Raw genomic sequence first — 15,123 nt, 5'->3', positions numbered from 1 at the left:
ATGTCCGCGCCTGCTGCCTCAGCTACGTCAACAATTGGTCGCCGTTTCGGTCAGCTCCTGTCGTTTTTGCACCGGGCCTGGTCCTGGGCCATCAACATCGGTGTCGACGACACAATGGATGACTGGCTGCGCAAACGTACCCGGCTTGTCAACGGCATTAGTGTCATCCCGTCTATACTTTACGCCTGTTTCGCCCTTGTTTATTCCGACGAAGCCCACCGGGTTACCTTTTGGGAGAGCCTGCCCGCCAGCGTGATCTCGTGCGTACCGATTCTCATGAATCACTACCGACGCTACGAGGCGGCCTGTTACTTCTTTCTGTTTTTCAACATCATTTATTACACCTTTTCGGCCGTTTCGCACGGGGCAGTCGACGCAACGGAGTACTACCTGATTACAGCCAGCCTGCTGCCCATGCTGTTTTTCAGGCGGTTTCTGACGCTGTTCCTGTTCTTTATCCTCAACGTGTGCTGCTTCTTTCTCTGCAAATACTCATTTACCGTCCTGACCCCGTTTCTATCGATGCCCAACGGGGAAAACCTGTACGAGACGAATCACCTGCTGGTTTTCCTCACTCTTTTTCTGGTCGTTTACTATTTCAGATCAGAAAATACCCGCAAAGAAGAAGAGCTTAAACAATCGCTGATCGAACTGAAGCTGGCTCAAAATCGCCTGATTCAGCGTGAAAAACTGGCGTCGCTCGGTGAGCTCACGGCGGGCATTGCCCATGAGATTCAAAACCCGCTCAACTTCGTCAACAACTTCTCGGACCTCTCAACGGAGCTGATCGCCGAACTCGACGACGAACGACTGCGAACCGACCGCGACCCCGATCTGGAAGCTGAACTGCTGGACGACCTAAAGCAAAACCTCCAGAAAATTAACCACCACGGCGGCCGGGCGTCGGCCATAGTAAAGGGCATGCTCGAACACTCTAATGTGGGTACGGGCAGCAGTCAACCGGCCGACATCAACGCACTCGTCGACGAATACCTGCACCTGGCGTATCAGGGGCAAAAGTTAAGAAACAACAGTTTTGCCTGCCAGATCGACATGCACCTTAATCCTAAGCCGTTGACGACCAACGTAGTGCCGCAGGATATCGGTCGGGTGCTCACCAATCTGTTTACCAACGCGTTCTACGCCGTTCAGCAGAAACGGAAAGCGAATCCGACCGACTTCCAGCCAACGGTCACCGTCAGCACCGCGCAGGTTGGCGATCAGATCGAGATCAGCATCCGCGACAACGGAACGGGGATTTCCGAAGACATTCGGGCAAAAGTGTTTCAGCCTTTTTTTACCACCAAACCAACGGGCGAAGGCACGGGCCTGGGCCTCTCGCTGAGTTACGACATCATTACCAAAGGCCATAACGGCACCTTTACGCTGGATACCGTAGCTGGCGAATTTGCCCAGTTTTCCATTAAACTTCCAATTGTTTAGTCTCTCTTTTTCAGGCATTTGCTTAGTCTAATGCGGCGACGAAATAAGGTACTTAGACATGCGCCTGGGTTGCCTAGGCAGGCCGAATTAACTAAAGTGGAGCTTGCCGGGTAGTTAAAGGGCCTCATAGACTGCCAGCCCCTTTTGGGTCAGCAAACCACGCACAAAATGGTGCTTCACCACCTGCTCATCGCCTTTGGCAGGTACGTCGCTCTGGCTCTGTTCGATCCAGAGCCAGGCCAGCACGGTGTTGTTCAGATCGGAGCGGTACAATCCTTCGCTTATCCCAGCGCGAAGATTAGCCTCCAGAATGGTGCTGATGTACGCGCTTCTGGCAACCTGAAACAGGTGCCAGGCCGTGGCATAATGTCGCTCAATGTCGAGCAGCAGACTTGGGTTGACCGTGTGCTTGTAACGAATCAGGTGATCCCAGATAAGCAGCGCACCCTCAATCGCATTGGCAGACTGTCCCTGAATAACGGTAGCTTCGTGCAGGCTGTCATTGAGTTGCGATTCCAGCATTTGCTGAACGAGATCTTCCTTGTTTTGAAAGTAGAGATAAAGCGTTTTTTTCGAGATGCCCAACTGCCGGGTAATGTCGTCTAGCCGGACGGTCTTCACCCCGTACTGGTTGAATAACTGCCTCGCCTCTGCACAAATCCGTTCTTTCATGAACAGAGTAACAGGCAAACCAGCAAAATGGCTTTCAGACCTAGTAAACGCCTACCGTACGCCGGCTTTATAAAAAGCAAGGCAAATTGCCGGCCATAATCTGGCGCTGTTCTTATGGCCTTACTTCGGTGAACCGTGCCGCCCAACAACTATGCAACCAAACGTAATGCCTGCTCCGAACTGGTACACCATCCAAAACGCCGACGAGATTGATTCACCGTCGTTATTGATTTATCCAGAGCGTGTAAAAAAGAATATTCAAACGGCTATCAGGCTGGCGGGTGGGGTCGACCGGCTTCGGCCGCATGTGAAAACGCACAAGATGGCGGCGGTGACGCAATTGATGCTCGAAGCGGGTATATACCAGTTTAAATGCGCCACCATTGCCGAAGCGGAAATGCTGGCCCAGGCAGGTGCAGCTGATGTACTGCTGGCCTACCCGGTAGTGGGTCCCAAAATAGCCCGGTTGTTTACGCTGACAACCACGTACCCAGCCACCCGCTTCGCCTGCCTGATCGACAACCTGGCCACTGCCCGGCAACTGGCCGACACAGTCGGCACGGCTCCCCTGTCGGTGTATATCGATCTGAATGTGGGCATGGGGCGCACCGGCATCTCCCCCACCGACGCCGTCCAGCTCGCGGCCGATTGCGCCGATTTGCCGGGCATCAACGTGGTGGGGCTGCATGGGTACGACGGGCACATTCGCGATACCGATGTAGCCACCCGCACCACCCACGCCGATGCAGGGTATGCACAGGCACTGGCAGCACGGCAGGCCATTGAACAAGCGCAACAGAAACCGCTGACGCTGATTATGGGCGGCACCCCCACCTCGACGATACACGCCAACCGCAATGGGGAACGCGTGCAAACAAGTCCGGGTACGTTTGTTTTTTGGGATGCGGGCTATGCCGAGCTACTGCCCGACCTCCCCTACGATATAGCCGCCGTGCTGCTGACGCGGGTCATTTCCGTGATCGATGACACAACCCTGACCCTTGATCTGGGCCATAAATCGGTAGCGGCCGAAAATCCGCAACCCCGCGCCCTATTTTTCGATCACCCCGATGGGCAGCTTACGGGTCAGAGTGAAGAACACCTGGTAGTGAAGCTACCCAAGGCGCGCCAGCACGTACCCGGCGAGATCTGGTACGGCGTCCCCAAACACATTTGCCCAACCGTCGCCCTTTATGAGTCAGTTAAAGTAGTAGAAAATGGGCTGGTCACCGACACCTGGCCCGTCACCGCCCGAGTCCGGAAGCTGACGATCTAACGTACCACGGGTGTCAACCCGTCTGCTCCGAAGGCGAGGAGTAGCCGGGTAGCCAACCACAAAACAGGTTGACACCCGTGTTACAATTCCTCCGTAATCACTTTATCCGGTTCGAGCGGATTTTGCCGGAAGATGCGTTCGAGCAGTTCGAACAACTCCGGGTGTTTGGCCTGCAGCAGGTCGGGACGCTTGAAGAAATACTCCGACACCACCGCGAAGAACTCCGCTTCGTTAGTCGCACCATACGGATTAATGTCTGACTTGCTGGTTTTAATCTCCCCGATCTGCTGCTGGATCTGCCGAATCCAGGGTTGCAGGTACGCTTTTGGAATCATATACTCAGGCGTTCCGTCGATGGCCCCGTCTACTTTGTCAAGCAGGTGCACAAACTCATGGATGCCGGTGTTCTCTTTACTCGTTTCTACCGCAAATCCATTGCGCAGGGCCGGTCTCGACAGCGCCATGGTACTCTGCAAGGCCCCGCCCTCGCCCACTTGACCCATGATCATCAGGCCATCACCCTTGGTTTCATACGCTTCGTTGAACGTACCCGGATAGAGCAGCACCGTTGTCAGGTTGGGATACTCCCACCCTTCGAAGGCAAAAATGGGAATGACCGCGCTACTGGCAACCAGTATCCGGTCGAGCTCGTCAACTTCCGTGTCAACACCTTCAATAGTAACTTTCGATAGAAACTGGCTTACCCGATCAGAAAAAGCCTGCTTTCGATCGTCGGGTAGCGACTGGTAATAAGGCACGTTTTGCTCCAGCAACGCCACATGGTCGGGCGCGAGCGGAACGATGACTTCCTGCTTTTTGCGGATGAAAAACCACCAGACCAGCCCCGCCACAACGAGCAGTATAAGGAAATACTCCATAGATTCGACGTTTCGTTTACCCTCTACAACATGTTTACCTTCGACACCCACCTCGATCTGGCGCTGAATGCTATTGAATGGAACCGCGATTACCGGCGCGACGTACCCACCATTCGCCAGTCGGAACAGGGCATGACCGACAAGCCCGACCGGGGCCGGGGTGTGGTTTCGCTGCCCGACCTGCGCCGTGGTCAGATTGGGCTCGTTGTGGCTACCCAAATTGCCCGCTACAACGAAACAGACAGCAGTTTACCCGGTGCGGGCTGGAACTCGCCCCAGCAGGCGTGGGCCATGACCCAGGCGCAACTGGCCTGGTACCGAAGCATGGAAGACGACGGCTGGATGCGGCAACTTACCAACCGCCAGCAGCTCGACGAACACGTGGCCCTCTGGCTCGACACCGCCATTCCGGCCGATCAGAAGCCTGTCGGCTTTATTCTCAGCCTCGAAGGAGCCGACTCGCTGGTGAATCTGACGTACCTGGAAAAAGCGTACGCCTATGGCCTACGAGCGCTTGGTCCCGCCCACTACAGCACCGGCCGTTATGCGCCCGGTACGGGCCTCAGTGGTCCGCTGACCACACTGGGCCGCGACCTGCTCCGCGAAATGGATGCCCTGGGCATGATTCTGGACGTGACTCACCTGACCGACGAAGGGTTCGACGAAGCCCTTGACCTGTACAAAGGGCCAATCTGGGCCAGCCATCATAATTGCCGAACGCTAGTACCCCACCAACGCCAGCTGACCGACGATCAAATTATCCGGCTTGCCGAGCGGGGAGCTGTCATCGGCGGCTGCCTCGACGCCTGGATGCTCAAAGCCGGACTTACGCAGCGGGTGCCTTTCCAGTCGCATACCTTCGGCGTAACGCTCGACACGCTGATTGATCACATCGACCATATCTGCCAGTTAACCGGCTCGTCGAGCCACTGTGCTATCGGCTCCGACCTCGACGGCACCTACGGCCTCGAACAGTCGCCCGCCGACCTGGACACCATCGCTGATATACAAAACCTACAGGGCCTGCTTCAGAAACGCGGGTACAGCCAGACCGATATCGAGGGCATTTTCCACGGAAACGGGCTACGCTTTCTGCGGAACGCCTGGGCATAGTCGCAATAGGTTCTTGGTGGGGCCGGGCTACGCTTTCTACATCATCACCGAGCGCATCGTCAATACGTTCCGGCCCAGTGCCTCATCGCCGGATATGTTGATGTAGGAAGCGGCAACATCCGTCGGCAGGTTGCGCGTGAGAAGCTGCCAGGCGAAGGCGCGGTTAATCTGCACCCAGGTGTCGGGCTGTTGGTTGGGTGCGGTTGGCGCTAACCGCCACTGATCCTGTTCGCGCCGCAAAAACCAGTTGCCCCCCGCCAGATCGGCCACCGAAAACCGGAGCAACGTACCTACGGTCGCAGGTGTATCGCGGTAGGCAAATGGCAGCGCCTGCATGAACGTATCGAGCACCGGCTGGTACAGCTCGTCGGTTTCCAGATCGGCCGTTTGCCCCACCGCCAGCCGAATTTGCTGCTGATGGTGCCAGCGCTCTGTGTATTCCCGGGCCACATGAAACCAATTTGGCGACACCTGCTGCCCCGCCCACGCCACCGAAAACAGAGCCGGCTCGTCGGGCGGCAGCGCTGTGATCAGTGCATCGGCTTCGGCACCCGCCTGCACCAGCCAGTCGATCAGCACGGCCGGACTCAGTCGCCGCGTAGCCCGTACCCAGTCGTTGTTCAGTTGGTTCAGGTAACCGACCAGTTCCTGATAGGACCCGATCGTCGGCGAATCGGGTGCTACGTACCTATCGCGGTACATAGCGATTGTGCGAAGCGACGTGTCGAGCAGGTGCGCGGCTACGTCTTTCACCGTCCAGCCGGTGCAGATTGTTTCCCGCTGCCAGTCGGCGGGCGACAGGCTACGCAGGAGCGTCTGCAGGTGCTGATGCAGCACTGGAAACAACGGGGCGGTTTGTATGGGTGGCATTGATGGCATGGCGCAAAGATAGGTGGTTCGTTTCGGCGTATTTTCCCCCTCTATTCAAATTTCGTTAGCTTGTCTGGTGAAAATAGTATTAGAATTGCTCAAGCCCGTGGCATCCGGTATTCAGCTGTCGTTGTACTTTTGGGTATCTACAAATAACCGTCATACCGCATGAACGTACCTGTTAAATGGGAAGGTGTCTATCCCGCGCTGCTCACGCCTTTTACAGCCAACGACGAACTGGATATTCCCCTTTTCGAGAAAAACCTTCACGCACAACTCGACGCGGGCGTACACGGCTTTATCATCGGTGGTTCGCTGGGCGAAGCGAGCACGCTGGGTAATGACGAGAAGATTGCCCTGCTGGAATCAGCCCTCGCGGTCTGCGAGAGCAACGTACCTGTGTTGGTCAATATTGCCGAACAGGCAACCAAACAGGCCATTGCCCGTGCCCATGAAGCCGAAGCCAACGGTGCCGATGGCCTGATGCTGCTGCCCCCCATGCGCTACCCCGCCGATGCCCGCGAAACGGTTACGTTTTTCAAAGCAGTAGCGGCAGAGACGGCCCTGCCGATCATGATCTACAATAATCCCTACGATTACAAGATCATGACCACCGTAGCCATGTTTGACGAGCTGGCAAAATTCGACAACATCCAGGCGGTTAAAGAATCAACGCGCGACCTCACCAACATTACCCGGATGCGCAACGCGTTTGGCGATCGCTTCAAACTGATGGGCGGCGTCGACACGCTGGCGCTGGAAGCCATTCTCCTGGGCTGCGACGGCTGGGTTGGTGGCCTGGTTGATGCCTTCCCCAAAGAAACCATCGCGATCTACGACCTCGCCAAAGCGGGTAAAATCGCGGAAGCGCTGGCCATTTACCGCTGGTTTATGCCCCTCCTCGAACTCGACATTCACCCTAAATTGGTGCAGTACATCAAGCTGGCAGCAACCGCCACCGGCATCGGTTCCGAATACGTCCGCGCGCCCCGTTTACCCCTTATCGGCGACGAACGTACCCAGGTTATGCAGATCATCCAGACACAACTGGCCTGCCGGCCTATGTGATATTCTGTTTGACGTTTATGGTTTGGTGTTTGACTGTGATTAGGGACGAATCTCAAACAAGCAACGCAACGTCAAACACCAAACCACAAACGTCAGACTAACCCCTTCCCTCCCATGCCTGATTTTCATTTTTTCTGCATTGATGCCCACACCTGCGGCAACCCGGTGCGGGTGGTTACGGGCGGTAGCATTCCGCAACTGATCGGTAATTCGATGAGCGAGAAGCGGCAGCATTTTCTCCGCGACTACGACTGGATTCGGAAAGCGCTGATGTTTGAGCCGCGCGGTCACGACATGATGTCGGGCAGTATTCTGTATCCACCCACCGACCCCGCCAACGATGCCGGTGTGCTCTTCATCGAAACGTCGGGCTGCCTGCCCATGTGCGGCCACGGCACCATCGGCACCGTTACGGTAGCCATCGAACAGGGGCTGATTTCCCCCAAAACGCCAGGCGTGCTCAACCTTGAAGTGCCCGCCGGTCTGATCAAGGTGACGTATGTTCAGGAAGGCAAAAAAGTAAAGTCGGTGAAGATTACGAACATCAAATCGTACCTCGCCGCCGAAGGGCTGACCGTACAATGCCCTGACCTCGGCGAACTGACCGTCGACGTGGCGTATGGGGGTAATTTCTACGCCATCGTTGACCCGCAGCCCAATTTCCCTGGTCTGGAGCATTACAAAGCCGAACAACTCATTGCCTGGGCCCGGGTCATGCGCGAGCGGATGAACGAGCAGTATACCTTCGTGCATCCCGAAAACCCGACGATCAACGGCCTTAGCCACATTCTCTGGACAGGTGCCCCCCTGCAAACTACCTCTACGGCGCGCAACGCCGTTTTTTATGGCGACAAAGCCATCGACCGCTCGCCCTGCGGCACGGGTACGTCGGCCCGGCTGGCGCAGTGGTATGCCAAAGGACGACTGAAGCCCGGCGAAACGTTTGTTCATGAGAGCATTATCGGCTCTATTTTCAACGGGCGAATCGAGGCCGAAACCGAGCTGGCCGGCAAACCAGCCATTGTACCCAGCATTGAGGGATGGGCCATCATTCATGGCTATAACCACCTCATTCTTGACGAAGAAGACCCATACCGCTTCGGATTTCAGGTATTGTAAGTGGGAAATGGGTGATTGGAAAGTAGGTGACTGAGTAAGTCCTCCATTACCTGTCGCAACCCTACACTGACCAATTCCCGTACCCCGCTTAACCACCGATACTCTATTACCAATAACCCAATAATCAATCACCAATTACCATGCATATTGGCATCATCGGCGGCGGCATTATCGGGCTTAGCTCGGCTTATTACCTGCATCAGGCGGGGCACCGTGTTACTGTTTTCGATCAGAACCGGATCACCGACGGCTGTTCATTCGGTAACGCGGGGATGATTGTGCCCAGCCACATTATTCCGCTGGCCCAACCGGGTATGATTGCCAAAGGCATGCGCTGGATGCTGAAATCGACCAGCCCGTTCTACGTCAAACCCCGCCTGAACCTGGATTTGATGCGCTGGGGCTGGCTCTTTTACCGGCACGCCACACCCGCACACGTTGAACGCGCTATTCCGGCCCTGCGCGATATTAGCTTACTGAGCAAAAAACTATATCAGGACCTGGCCGCTGCCAGCTCAGCAGGTACGCTGGCTCCGTTTGGCTGGCAGGAACGGGGACTGATGATGCTCTACAAAACCGCCGGTGCTGAACACGAAATGGCCGAAGAAGCCGACGTTGCCAACCGCGCCGGTATTGAGGCACAGCTCCTTTCAGGGCAGCAGGTACAGGATAAAGAACCCAACGTGCGGGTCGACGTGCGGGGGGCAATCTTCTACCCCGGCGATGCGCACCTGAATCCCAGCGAACTCATTCGGTCGCTTGTTACGTACCTGCAGCAGCAGGGCGTTCAGTTTGTGGAGGAACAGACCGTCACCGGTTTCGGCACACAGGGGTCGCGCATCGACCGCATCGTAACCAACAAAGGCGACTACACCGTCGATCAGGCAGTGGTGGCGGGGGGCTCCTGGTCTCCGGAACTGGCCCGCCTACTCGGCTTTTCGTTGTCACTGCAAGGGGGCAAAGGCTACAGCTTCATGCTGAACGACCTGGCCAAAACAGTGCAGATACCAGCCATTATGCTCGAAGCGCGCGCTACAGCCACGCCAATGGGTAACGGCCTGCGCTTTGCCGGAACGCTCGAGGTGGCGGGCACCGATCAGTCGGTCAATATGAACCGGGTACGTGGAATTGTAGCGGGCATCACGCAGTATTACCCTGAGCTACCGGTTGAACTACCAAAAGCAGAAACGGTCTGGAAAGGTCTTCGCCCCTGCTCCCCCGACGGGCTGCCGTACATTGGCCGCGTCCGTCAGTTCGATAACCTGACCCTTGCCACGGGACATGGGATGATGGGCCTGAGCCTGGGGCCTGCCACGGGTAAACTGGTTGCCGAAACCATTGCCAATGCCTCGCCCAGCATGGACCTTGCTCCCTTCCTGCCCGGACGTTTCTCATAAATAACTTCCGCCCCGTCCGGCAACACTGTATACGACATACAGTGAACCACTCACTTGTTGTTTCTGATTTAGCCGAAAAAATCGCCTGAGAAAATAGCACGTTCAGCGATTTTTTCAGGCTGATCGGCTAGCTAAAGACTTTATAATCAAATACGTATTCATATAAATAAAATTTAATTCATAATAAGTGTAGCTACATGAAATCCAAACACATTAGATCAGCGTATGCTTACTATTCCTGATAAACCGATCGTGTAACTGCTTCAAACATAGGCTACTCGTCGGATTTACAGCCTCATCGGGACATCTACACACTCATTTAAATTGGCTCTGCTCCTACGTCTCGGCGTGATCAGTATGGCTCAACTATCATGAAACAAGTCGATTCCGACGAGACGATTGTAGCGGCTTTTGTACTCAAAAGGTCAGACGCTCTATTTGCTCAGCTTCACCAGCGCTACCACCAAAAAGTATTTCAATCATGCCTGCAACTGCTCACAGACCCGGAAGAGGCGCTGGATCAAACACAAGAGATTTTTTGTAAAGTCTACACCCGACTCCACACCTTTCGGGCCGAAGCTAAGTTCTCTACCTGGCTGTTTGTACTCACCCGACATCACTGCCTTACGGTACTAGACAGCTTGAAGCGACGCCCTTTTGTGCCGCTAGATGTAAGCAATGAAGCGCTTGGCCTGTACGTACAACCAGAAGAGCCTACCCTCGACGAACGCTGGTTTAGAGCTGAACGATCGCTCGGCAAGCTGTCTTCTCAGGATCAGCAGTTGCTCCGGCGCCGGTACCTGGCCAACAAAGATGTGGCAACGCTGGCCAACGAAGCCGATGTCAGCGTAAGTGCGATGAAAATGCGGCTCAAACGAGCCCGTGATCAGGCTAAGGCTTATCAGCAGAAATGCCCGTAACTAATTCAGCGCGCTGGCTACCAGGTAAACACCAGTGGTAGCCAGCGCGCTGGCTTTATTCCCGAAGGGTAATCCGGGCCCGGTGGCAGACCCCACCGATGGGTGGATTAAATTTAGAAACACTTACCTCAACACTCTCGACAGCCGGGTAACGTTGCTTGATATCGGCAATCAGGTTGTGGGCAATGTGTTCAAGTAAGCGGGCGGGCCGTTTCATCACTGCCGCCGTAATTTCGTACAAAGCTTCGTAGTTAACCGTGGCACTGAGCTTATCGCGGCGGGCCGCCTCCGAAAAATCGGCGAAAACGGTAATATCTACGGCGTACTTATTGCCAATTTTTTGCTCCTCATCATAAAAACCGTGATATGCAAAAAATTCGAGGCCTTCTAAGGCGATGGTACCCAAAATAGCGGTTGGTTAAATCTGGTCAAAAAATGAACCGCCCCCTTTCTTTTCGTCCCGCTCAACCTGCGTTACCTGCGGTTCATTGACCGTAGCACTGGCGCCGTACTGAGCCGAAGCATCAGCGCCAGCCAACGGATTCGGCTCATCGGTCGACTGGACGTTCGTGGGTAAATCGTCGGGGACTTCCGCGTTGGCCGGCAGTTCAGGCGCACTAACCGTGACTGGCTGAACCTCCTGCTCTGCTTCCGTCGCCTGATCTGGCTCTTCATTCACCACATCGGAACCGGTTGCGGTCTCTGTTTCCAGCATGGGTGCTTCGACTGGCTGCGCTTCTTCGGGAGCAGGCAACTCGGCAACGGGTGTTTCGGCATTAACAGGCTCACCACCTACCTCATCGAATTTCTGCTTAGCCGATTGACGGGCAAATTTCTTCTCAAACCGATCCACACTGTCCATGGCGTTGGTTGCCAGCGCCCGAATCTGCACCATCAGGTTGTCTTTGTAGCGCTCCATCGCCTTGAAATCCTGTTCCAGCGACTTCAGTTCTACCGACAGGTTTTCGCGAACGTACCTGGCCTGATTTTCGGCATCCTGAATCATCACGGCCGATTTCTTCTTGGCCACGGCCAATTGTTCATCAGCCTTCTGGCGCATTTCGGCAATATACTGTTCGGCTTGCCGGTTGGCCTGCTCGGCAATGTGCGAGCTGTTATCTTCCGCATTTTTGAGCGTACGGAACAGCGTCAGTTCAATTTCTTTCAGTTTGTTGAGCTCTTTTTCAGCCAGTTCAAGTTGCATTTTCAGCATCTTGCTCTCGCCGACAACGCGCTCCCATTCCTGCGACAGCGACGATAAAAAGGCGTCGACATCATCGACTTTGTAGCCACGCAAACTTTTTTCAAATGTGTGCTGGCGAATTTCTATTGGTGTAATTTTCATGCGTATTGTGTATATCCTACAGGAATAGTCCAGGTGGTGAGAGGCTGTTGAAAGCCTCAATTAGGGGAAATTACAGCATTATTTTCCACAAAATTGAGTCCGAAAGCAATTACTTACCCGATAACCTCCCAAACGGCAACGGTACGGTCATCACTAGCCGTGGCAAAAGTTGTGCCCGACAACCACAATACCTTGTTAATGGATGTACTGTGACCACCATGCCTGGCCCGGTCAATGACTTTGCGCAGACGCAGCGTATCGGCCTCCCACAGCTTGATGGTCTTGTCCATACTCACGGTTGCCAGCCACTGACCGTCTGGGCTGTAAGCCAGGTGGTTGAGTGCGTATAGGTGCGCAACGACATCGGCGTCGGGGCGATACTCGGCTTCCACATCCCACGAGCGCAGATGAGCGTCGCGTCCACCCGCCAGCAGGTGCCGGAAATCGGGCGAGTACGCTACGGTAAACACCGAGTTGGCAGGCCCGCTGATTGTGCGTTTCAGGTCGAAAGTAGTGAGATCGAAGATTCGGATCTGGTTGTCGCTATAGCCCACGGCAAACTCGCGCTCGACGGGGTTAACCGCTACGCAACGCGCCGACTTGTCGGACGCCTTCAAATGCTTGCGAATAGCCCGCGTGGGTACGTCAACGACCACCACCACGCCATCACCCAACGCAATAAAGGCCGTTTGCTGGTAAATTTGAATGTCGAAGATCGCCCCGGTCGTGAGTTGCAGGGAACCTACGGGTGCCTTTTGGTGTGGGTCAATAAACTGAATCCCTTCGTAGTTTTGCCCTACCCATAAAAAACCGCTTTGCGTATCGAGGGTCAGGGCGTAAACTGAAGCCGGAATTCGGGCAACCAACGCCCCCAGATCAGGCCGGGCTACGTCCCAGTCAGCAACCTGGCCATCGGCACCAGCGGAAAAGAAGTGCCCAGCCTGCCCTGATGGAGCGAGCGCAAATACGCTGTCTCGGTGCCCGCCAAAGGTATCGAGGCGCTGAATTTGAATGGCGGCCGGTTTTAACATAATAATTGCAGTAGAATTCGTGCAAAAGTAGTTACAATTGCTTTGACGCACCACCTTCCTCCATGCCTCAGGTCTCTACCCACCTCGTCACAACCAACTGTATCCTGATTCGCTGGCAGATTACGGAGTCTGAAATCGATCTGGCCCCCCAACTTGTCTTGTCGGAGGAAGAGCAGATCGACCTGGGCGGTATTGCGCATGCGGGTCAGCGAGTCGAATGGTTGGCTTGCCGCGTAGCCCTGAAAACACTGGTCGAGGCACATCGCTGTCATTACAGGGGGCTGTGGAAAGACGAGTTCGGCAAACCCTATTTACGCGGGCTTCCCGGTCACATTTCGCTGTCGCACACCCCCGGCTGGGCCACGGCGGTCTGGCACAAGAGCCAACCCGTTGGGCTCGACGTAGAGCCGATCCGCGACCAGTTTACCCGCGTTGTGCCCCGTGTACTGTCGGCGTCAGAAATTGCTCATGCCAATGGCCAGCCCGACCGACTGGCGGTGTACTGGTGTGCGAAGGAAGCCTTATACAAGCTGTATGGTAAACGCCAGCTTACTTTCCGCGATCACTTGTTAATCGACCCGTTTCCGGGCGGCGCTACTCAGTTAACCGGCCATGTTCGCCTGCCCGATCATAACGAGACACTGACGCTTTATTGCCTGTATATGGAGCCCGGTCTGGTCATTGTAGCCTGCTAACTGGCGGTGTTCGCCAACCCCAGGTGTTTGCCGGCAACGTACCCGGTTGTCCAGGCATTCTGGAAGTTGAAGCCCCCCGTCACCCCGTCCACATCCAGCACTTCGCCGGCGAAGAACAACCCCGGATGCGCCTGACTTTCGAGCGTCTGAGGATGAATGGCCCCGAGCGAAATCCCGCCGCAGGTGACGAACTCATCTTTAAAGGTGCTTTTGCCCGACACCACAAACTGGCTGTTACCAATGCGTTCAATCAGCCTGTTTTGCATTTTACCGGGCAAATCAGCCCAGCGAAGCCCCTCGGCAACGCCTGCTTCAGCACAAAACGCTTCCCACAGCCGGGCGGGCAACCCCACCGGATTTTGCGAAGTCACCTGTTTTTTGGGATGCTGCTGCCGGAACGTACCCATGGCTTCCCGCAGTTGGTCCTCGTTTTTGTCGGGCATCCAGTTGATTCGCAGTGTAAAAGCATAGTTGCAATTGGCCAGTTCGCGCGCAGCCCAGGCCGATAGCTTCAGCACGGCCGGGCCACTAAAGCCCCAGTGCGTAATGAGCAAGGGTCCGCTTTGCTGTTGTTTCGTGCCCACCACCTGCACCCGCGCCATCGGTACCGACACGCCCGCCAGCGACAGCAACGGATTATCGGGAGTGTTGAACGTAAATAGCGACGGCACCGGTGTTTGCAGGGGTTCATTCTGGTCGGGCATCCAGCCATACGACGGGGCCTGTGGATAGCCACCTGTGGCCACCAGCACCCGATCTGCCTGAACGCGCTCACCGGTAAAAAACTGCAACTCGTATCCACCCGATGGCAGCGGCTCCAATCGCTCAACACCACTACTGGTCTGTATACGAATACCCAGTTTTCGGGCCGTTCCGAGCAGGCAGTCGATAATCGTTTCCGACGAATCGGTGGTGGGGAACATGCGGCCGTCTGCTTCGGTTTTCAGCGCTACCCCCCGCCCTTCAAACCAGCGCACTGTGCCGGCGGCGTCGAACTGGGTCAGTAGTGGACGCAGCCAGCGATCGCCGCGTGGATAATGCGTAACTAGTTTCTTATGATCGAAACAGGAGTGGGTGACGTTGCACCGGCCACCGCCCGATACCCGTACTTTCTGAAGTACCTGACGGCCTTTTTCGTAGATGGTAATTGTGGCGGTCGGGTCGGCCTCGGCAGCCGCAATGGCTCCAAAAAAACCGGCCGCGCCACCTCCAATAATTGCTAATTGACGCGAAGACATACGGCACTAACAGTAAGTGTCCTGTTTCGGGTTTCATGTTTTGGGTTTGATGTTTGTG

15 protein-coding genes are annotated in these 15,123 nt (G+C 55.4%); 8 read left to right on the top strand and 7 right to left on the bottom strand.

All coding sequences use genetic code 11. The annotated features are described in order from the left end of the window. Positions 1-1,443: a sensor histidine kinase gene (locus tag F7231_RS18340; RefSeq protein WP_229370103.1), complete on the top strand. Its 1,443-nt coding sequence runs from the start codon at positions 1-3 to the stop codon at positions 1,441-1,443. Between the two features lie 114 nt (positions 1,444-1,557). Here F7231_RS18340 and F7231_RS18335 read toward each other — a convergent pair whose 3' ends face one another. Beyond that, complete coding sequence (locus F7231_RS18335) at positions 1,558-2,115, bottom strand: TetR/AcrR family transcriptional regulator (protein WP_085414180.1); 558 nt, start codon at positions 2,113-2,115, stop codon at positions 1,558-1,560. Between the two features lie 151 nt (positions 2,116-2,266). Here F7231_RS18335 and F7231_RS18330 point away from each other — a divergent pair, with 151 nt between their 5' ends. Then, on the top strand, positions 2,267-3,391 hold the full coding sequence (locus F7231_RS18330; protein WP_229370101.1) for a D-TA family PLP-dependent enzyme: 1,125 nt from the start codon (positions 2,267-2,269) through the stop codon (positions 3,389-3,391). A gap of 80 nt (positions 3,392-3,471) precedes the next feature. Here the strand turns inward: F7231_RS18330 and F7231_RS18325 are convergent, their stop codons facing one another. Continuing rightward, positions 3,472-4,269, bottom strand: coding sequence for a M90 family metallopeptidase (locus F7231_RS18325; RefSeq protein WP_166692998.1), 798 nt, complete (start codon positions 4,267-4,269; stop codon positions 3,472-3,474). Between the two features lie 30 nt (positions 4,270-4,299). Between F7231_RS18325 and F7231_RS18320 the strand changes: the two genes are divergently transcribed. Then, complete coding sequence (locus F7231_RS18320; protein WP_166692997.1) at positions 4,300-5,382, top strand: dipeptidase; 1,083 nt, start codon at positions 4,300-4,302, stop codon at positions 5,380-5,382. Between the two features lie 36 nt (positions 5,383-5,418). Here F7231_RS18320 and F7231_RS18315 read toward each other — a convergent pair whose 3' ends face one another. Further along, the gene (locus F7231_RS18315; RefSeq protein WP_166692996.1) at positions 5,419-6,261 is read right to left on the bottom strand and encodes a maleylpyruvate isomerase N-terminal domain-containing protein; all 843 of its coding nucleotides are present in this window, start codon (positions 6,259-6,261) and stop codon (positions 5,419-5,421) included. Between the two features lie 159 nt (positions 6,262-6,420). Between F7231_RS18315 and F7231_RS18310 the strand changes: the two genes are divergently transcribed. The 4 genes from F7231_RS18310 to F7231_RS18295 all read left to right on the top strand — a co-directional run bounded on the left by F7231_RS18310 (position 6,421) and on the right by F7231_RS18295 (position 10,756). After that, positions 6,421-7,320 carry a dihydrodipicolinate synthase family protein gene (locus F7231_RS18310; RefSeq protein ID WP_166692995.1) on the top strand — a complete coding sequence of 300 codons (900 nt, stop codon included), beginning with the start codon at positions 6,421-6,423 and terminating at the stop codon, positions 7,318-7,320. Positions 7,321-7,434: 114 nt separating this feature from the next. Beyond that, a complete protein-coding gene (locus tag F7231_RS18305; protein WP_166692994.1) occupies positions 7,435-8,439 on the top strand; it encodes a 4-hydroxyproline epimerase in 1,005 nt (334 codons plus the stop codon). 140 nt (positions 8,440-8,579) lie between these two features. Beyond that, entirely contained in the window at positions 8,580-9,836 is a 1,257-nt protein-coding gene (locus F7231_RS18300; protein WP_166692993.1) for an NAD(P)/FAD-dependent oxidoreductase, read from the top strand. A 371-nt stretch (positions 9,837-10,207) separates the two neighbouring features. Next, positions 10,208-10,756: an RNA polymerase sigma factor gene (locus F7231_RS18295; RefSeq protein ID WP_085414188.1), complete on the top strand. Its 549-nt coding sequence runs from the start codon at positions 10,208-10,210 to the stop codon at positions 10,754-10,756. A 55-nt stretch (positions 10,757-10,811) separates the two neighbouring features. Here the strand turns inward: F7231_RS18295 and folB are convergent, their stop codons facing one another. From folB to F7231_RS18280, 3 genes are all read right to left on the bottom strand, one after another. Next, entirely contained in the window at positions 10,812-11,162 is a 351-nt protein-coding gene (gene folB, locus F7231_RS18290) for a dihydroneopterin aldolase (RefSeq protein ID WP_085414189.1), read from the bottom strand. A gap of 12 nt (positions 11,163-11,174) precedes the next feature. Next, positions 11,175-12,101: a DivIVA domain-containing protein gene (locus F7231_RS18285; protein ID WP_085414190.1), complete on the bottom strand. Its 927-nt coding sequence runs from the start codon at positions 12,099-12,101 to the stop codon at positions 11,175-11,177. A 113-nt stretch (positions 12,102-12,214) separates the two neighbouring features. Beyond that, positions 12,215-13,132, bottom strand: coding sequence for a WD40 repeat domain-containing protein (locus F7231_RS18280; protein ID WP_085414191.1), 918 nt, complete (start codon positions 13,130-13,132; stop codon positions 12,215-12,217). Between the two features lie 62 nt (positions 13,133-13,194). On the opposite strand from F7231_RS18280, the gene F7231_RS18275 reads away from it, so the two are divergent. Continuing rightward, positions 13,195-13,827, top strand: coding sequence for a 4'-phosphopantetheinyl transferase family protein (locus F7231_RS18275; protein WP_166692992.1), 633 nt, complete (start codon positions 13,195-13,197; stop codon positions 13,825-13,827). On the opposite strand, the gene F7231_RS18270 is transcribed toward F7231_RS18275, so the two are convergent. Continuing rightward, positions 13,824-15,065: a BaiN/RdsA family NAD(P)/FAD-dependent oxidoreductase gene (locus tag F7231_RS18270; RefSeq protein WP_166692991.1), complete on the bottom strand. Its 1,242-nt coding sequence runs from the start codon at positions 15,063-15,065 to the stop codon at positions 13,824-13,826. The two genes, F7231_RS18275 and F7231_RS18270, sit on opposite strands and share 4 nt — an antisense overlap. Between the last annotated feature and the right edge of the window lie 58 nt (positions 15,066-15,123).

Source organism: Fibrivirga algicola, assembly GCF_011742925.1.
Classification (GTDB): Bacteria; Bacteroidota; Bacteroidia; order Cytophagales; family Spirosomataceae; genus Fibrella; species Fibrella algicola.
The sequence above is the reverse complement of the archived record's forward strand: the minus strand, read 5'-3'. Positions and strand labels throughout refer to the sequence as shown.

Coding starts and splice junctions, on each gene's coding strand:
- F7231_RS18280 (WP_085414191.1), bottom strand. CDS start 13,132: ATGTTAAAACCGGCCGCCATTCAAATTCAGCGCCTCGATACCTTTGGC.
- F7231_RS18310 (WP_166692995.1), top strand. CDS start 6,421: ATGAACGTACCTGTTAAATGGGAAGGTGTCTATCCCGCGCTGCTCACG.
- F7231_RS18325 (WP_166692998.1), bottom strand. CDS start 4,269: ATGGAGTATTTCCTTATACTGCTCGTTGTGGCGGGGCTGGTCTGGTGG.
- F7231_RS18305 (WP_166692994.1), top strand. CDS start 7,435: ATGCCTGATTTTCATTTTTTCTGCATTGATGCCCACACCTGCGGCAAC.
- F7231_RS18335 (WP_085414180.1), bottom strand. CDS start 2,115: ATGAAAGAACGGATTTGTGCAGAGGCGAGGCAGTTATTCAACCAGTAC.
- F7231_RS18340 (WP_229370103.1), top strand. CDS start 1: ATGTCCGCGCCTGCTGCCTCAGCTACGTCAACAATTGGTCGCCGTTTC.
- F7231_RS18295 (WP_085414188.1), top strand. CDS start 10,208: ATGAAACAAGTCGATTCCGACGAGACGATTGTAGCGGCTTTTGTACTC.
- F7231_RS18320 (WP_166692997.1), top strand. CDS start 4,300: ATGTTTACCTTCGACACCCACCTCGATCTGGCGCTGAATGCTATTGAA.
- F7231_RS18285 (WP_085414190.1), bottom strand. CDS start 12,101: ATGAAAATTACACCAATAGAAATTCGCCAGCACACATTTGAAAAAAGT.
- F7231_RS18270 (WP_166692991.1), bottom strand. CDS start 15,065: ATGTCTTCGCGTCAATTAGCAATTATTGGAGGTGGCGCGGCCGGTTTT.
- F7231_RS18315 (WP_166692996.1), bottom strand. CDS start 6,261: ATGCCATCAATGCCACCCATACAAACCGCCCCGTTGTTTCCAGTGCTG.
- F7231_RS18275 (WP_166692992.1), top strand. CDS start 13,195: ATGCCTCAGGTCTCTACCCACCTCGTCACAACCAACTGTATCCTGATT.
- F7231_RS18330 (WP_229370101.1), top strand. CDS start 2,267: ATGCAACCAAACGTAATGCCTGCTCCGAACTGGTACACCATCCAAAAC.
- F7231_RS18300 (WP_166692993.1), top strand. CDS start 8,580: ATGCATATTGGCATCATCGGCGGCGGCATTATCGGGCTTAGCTCGGCT.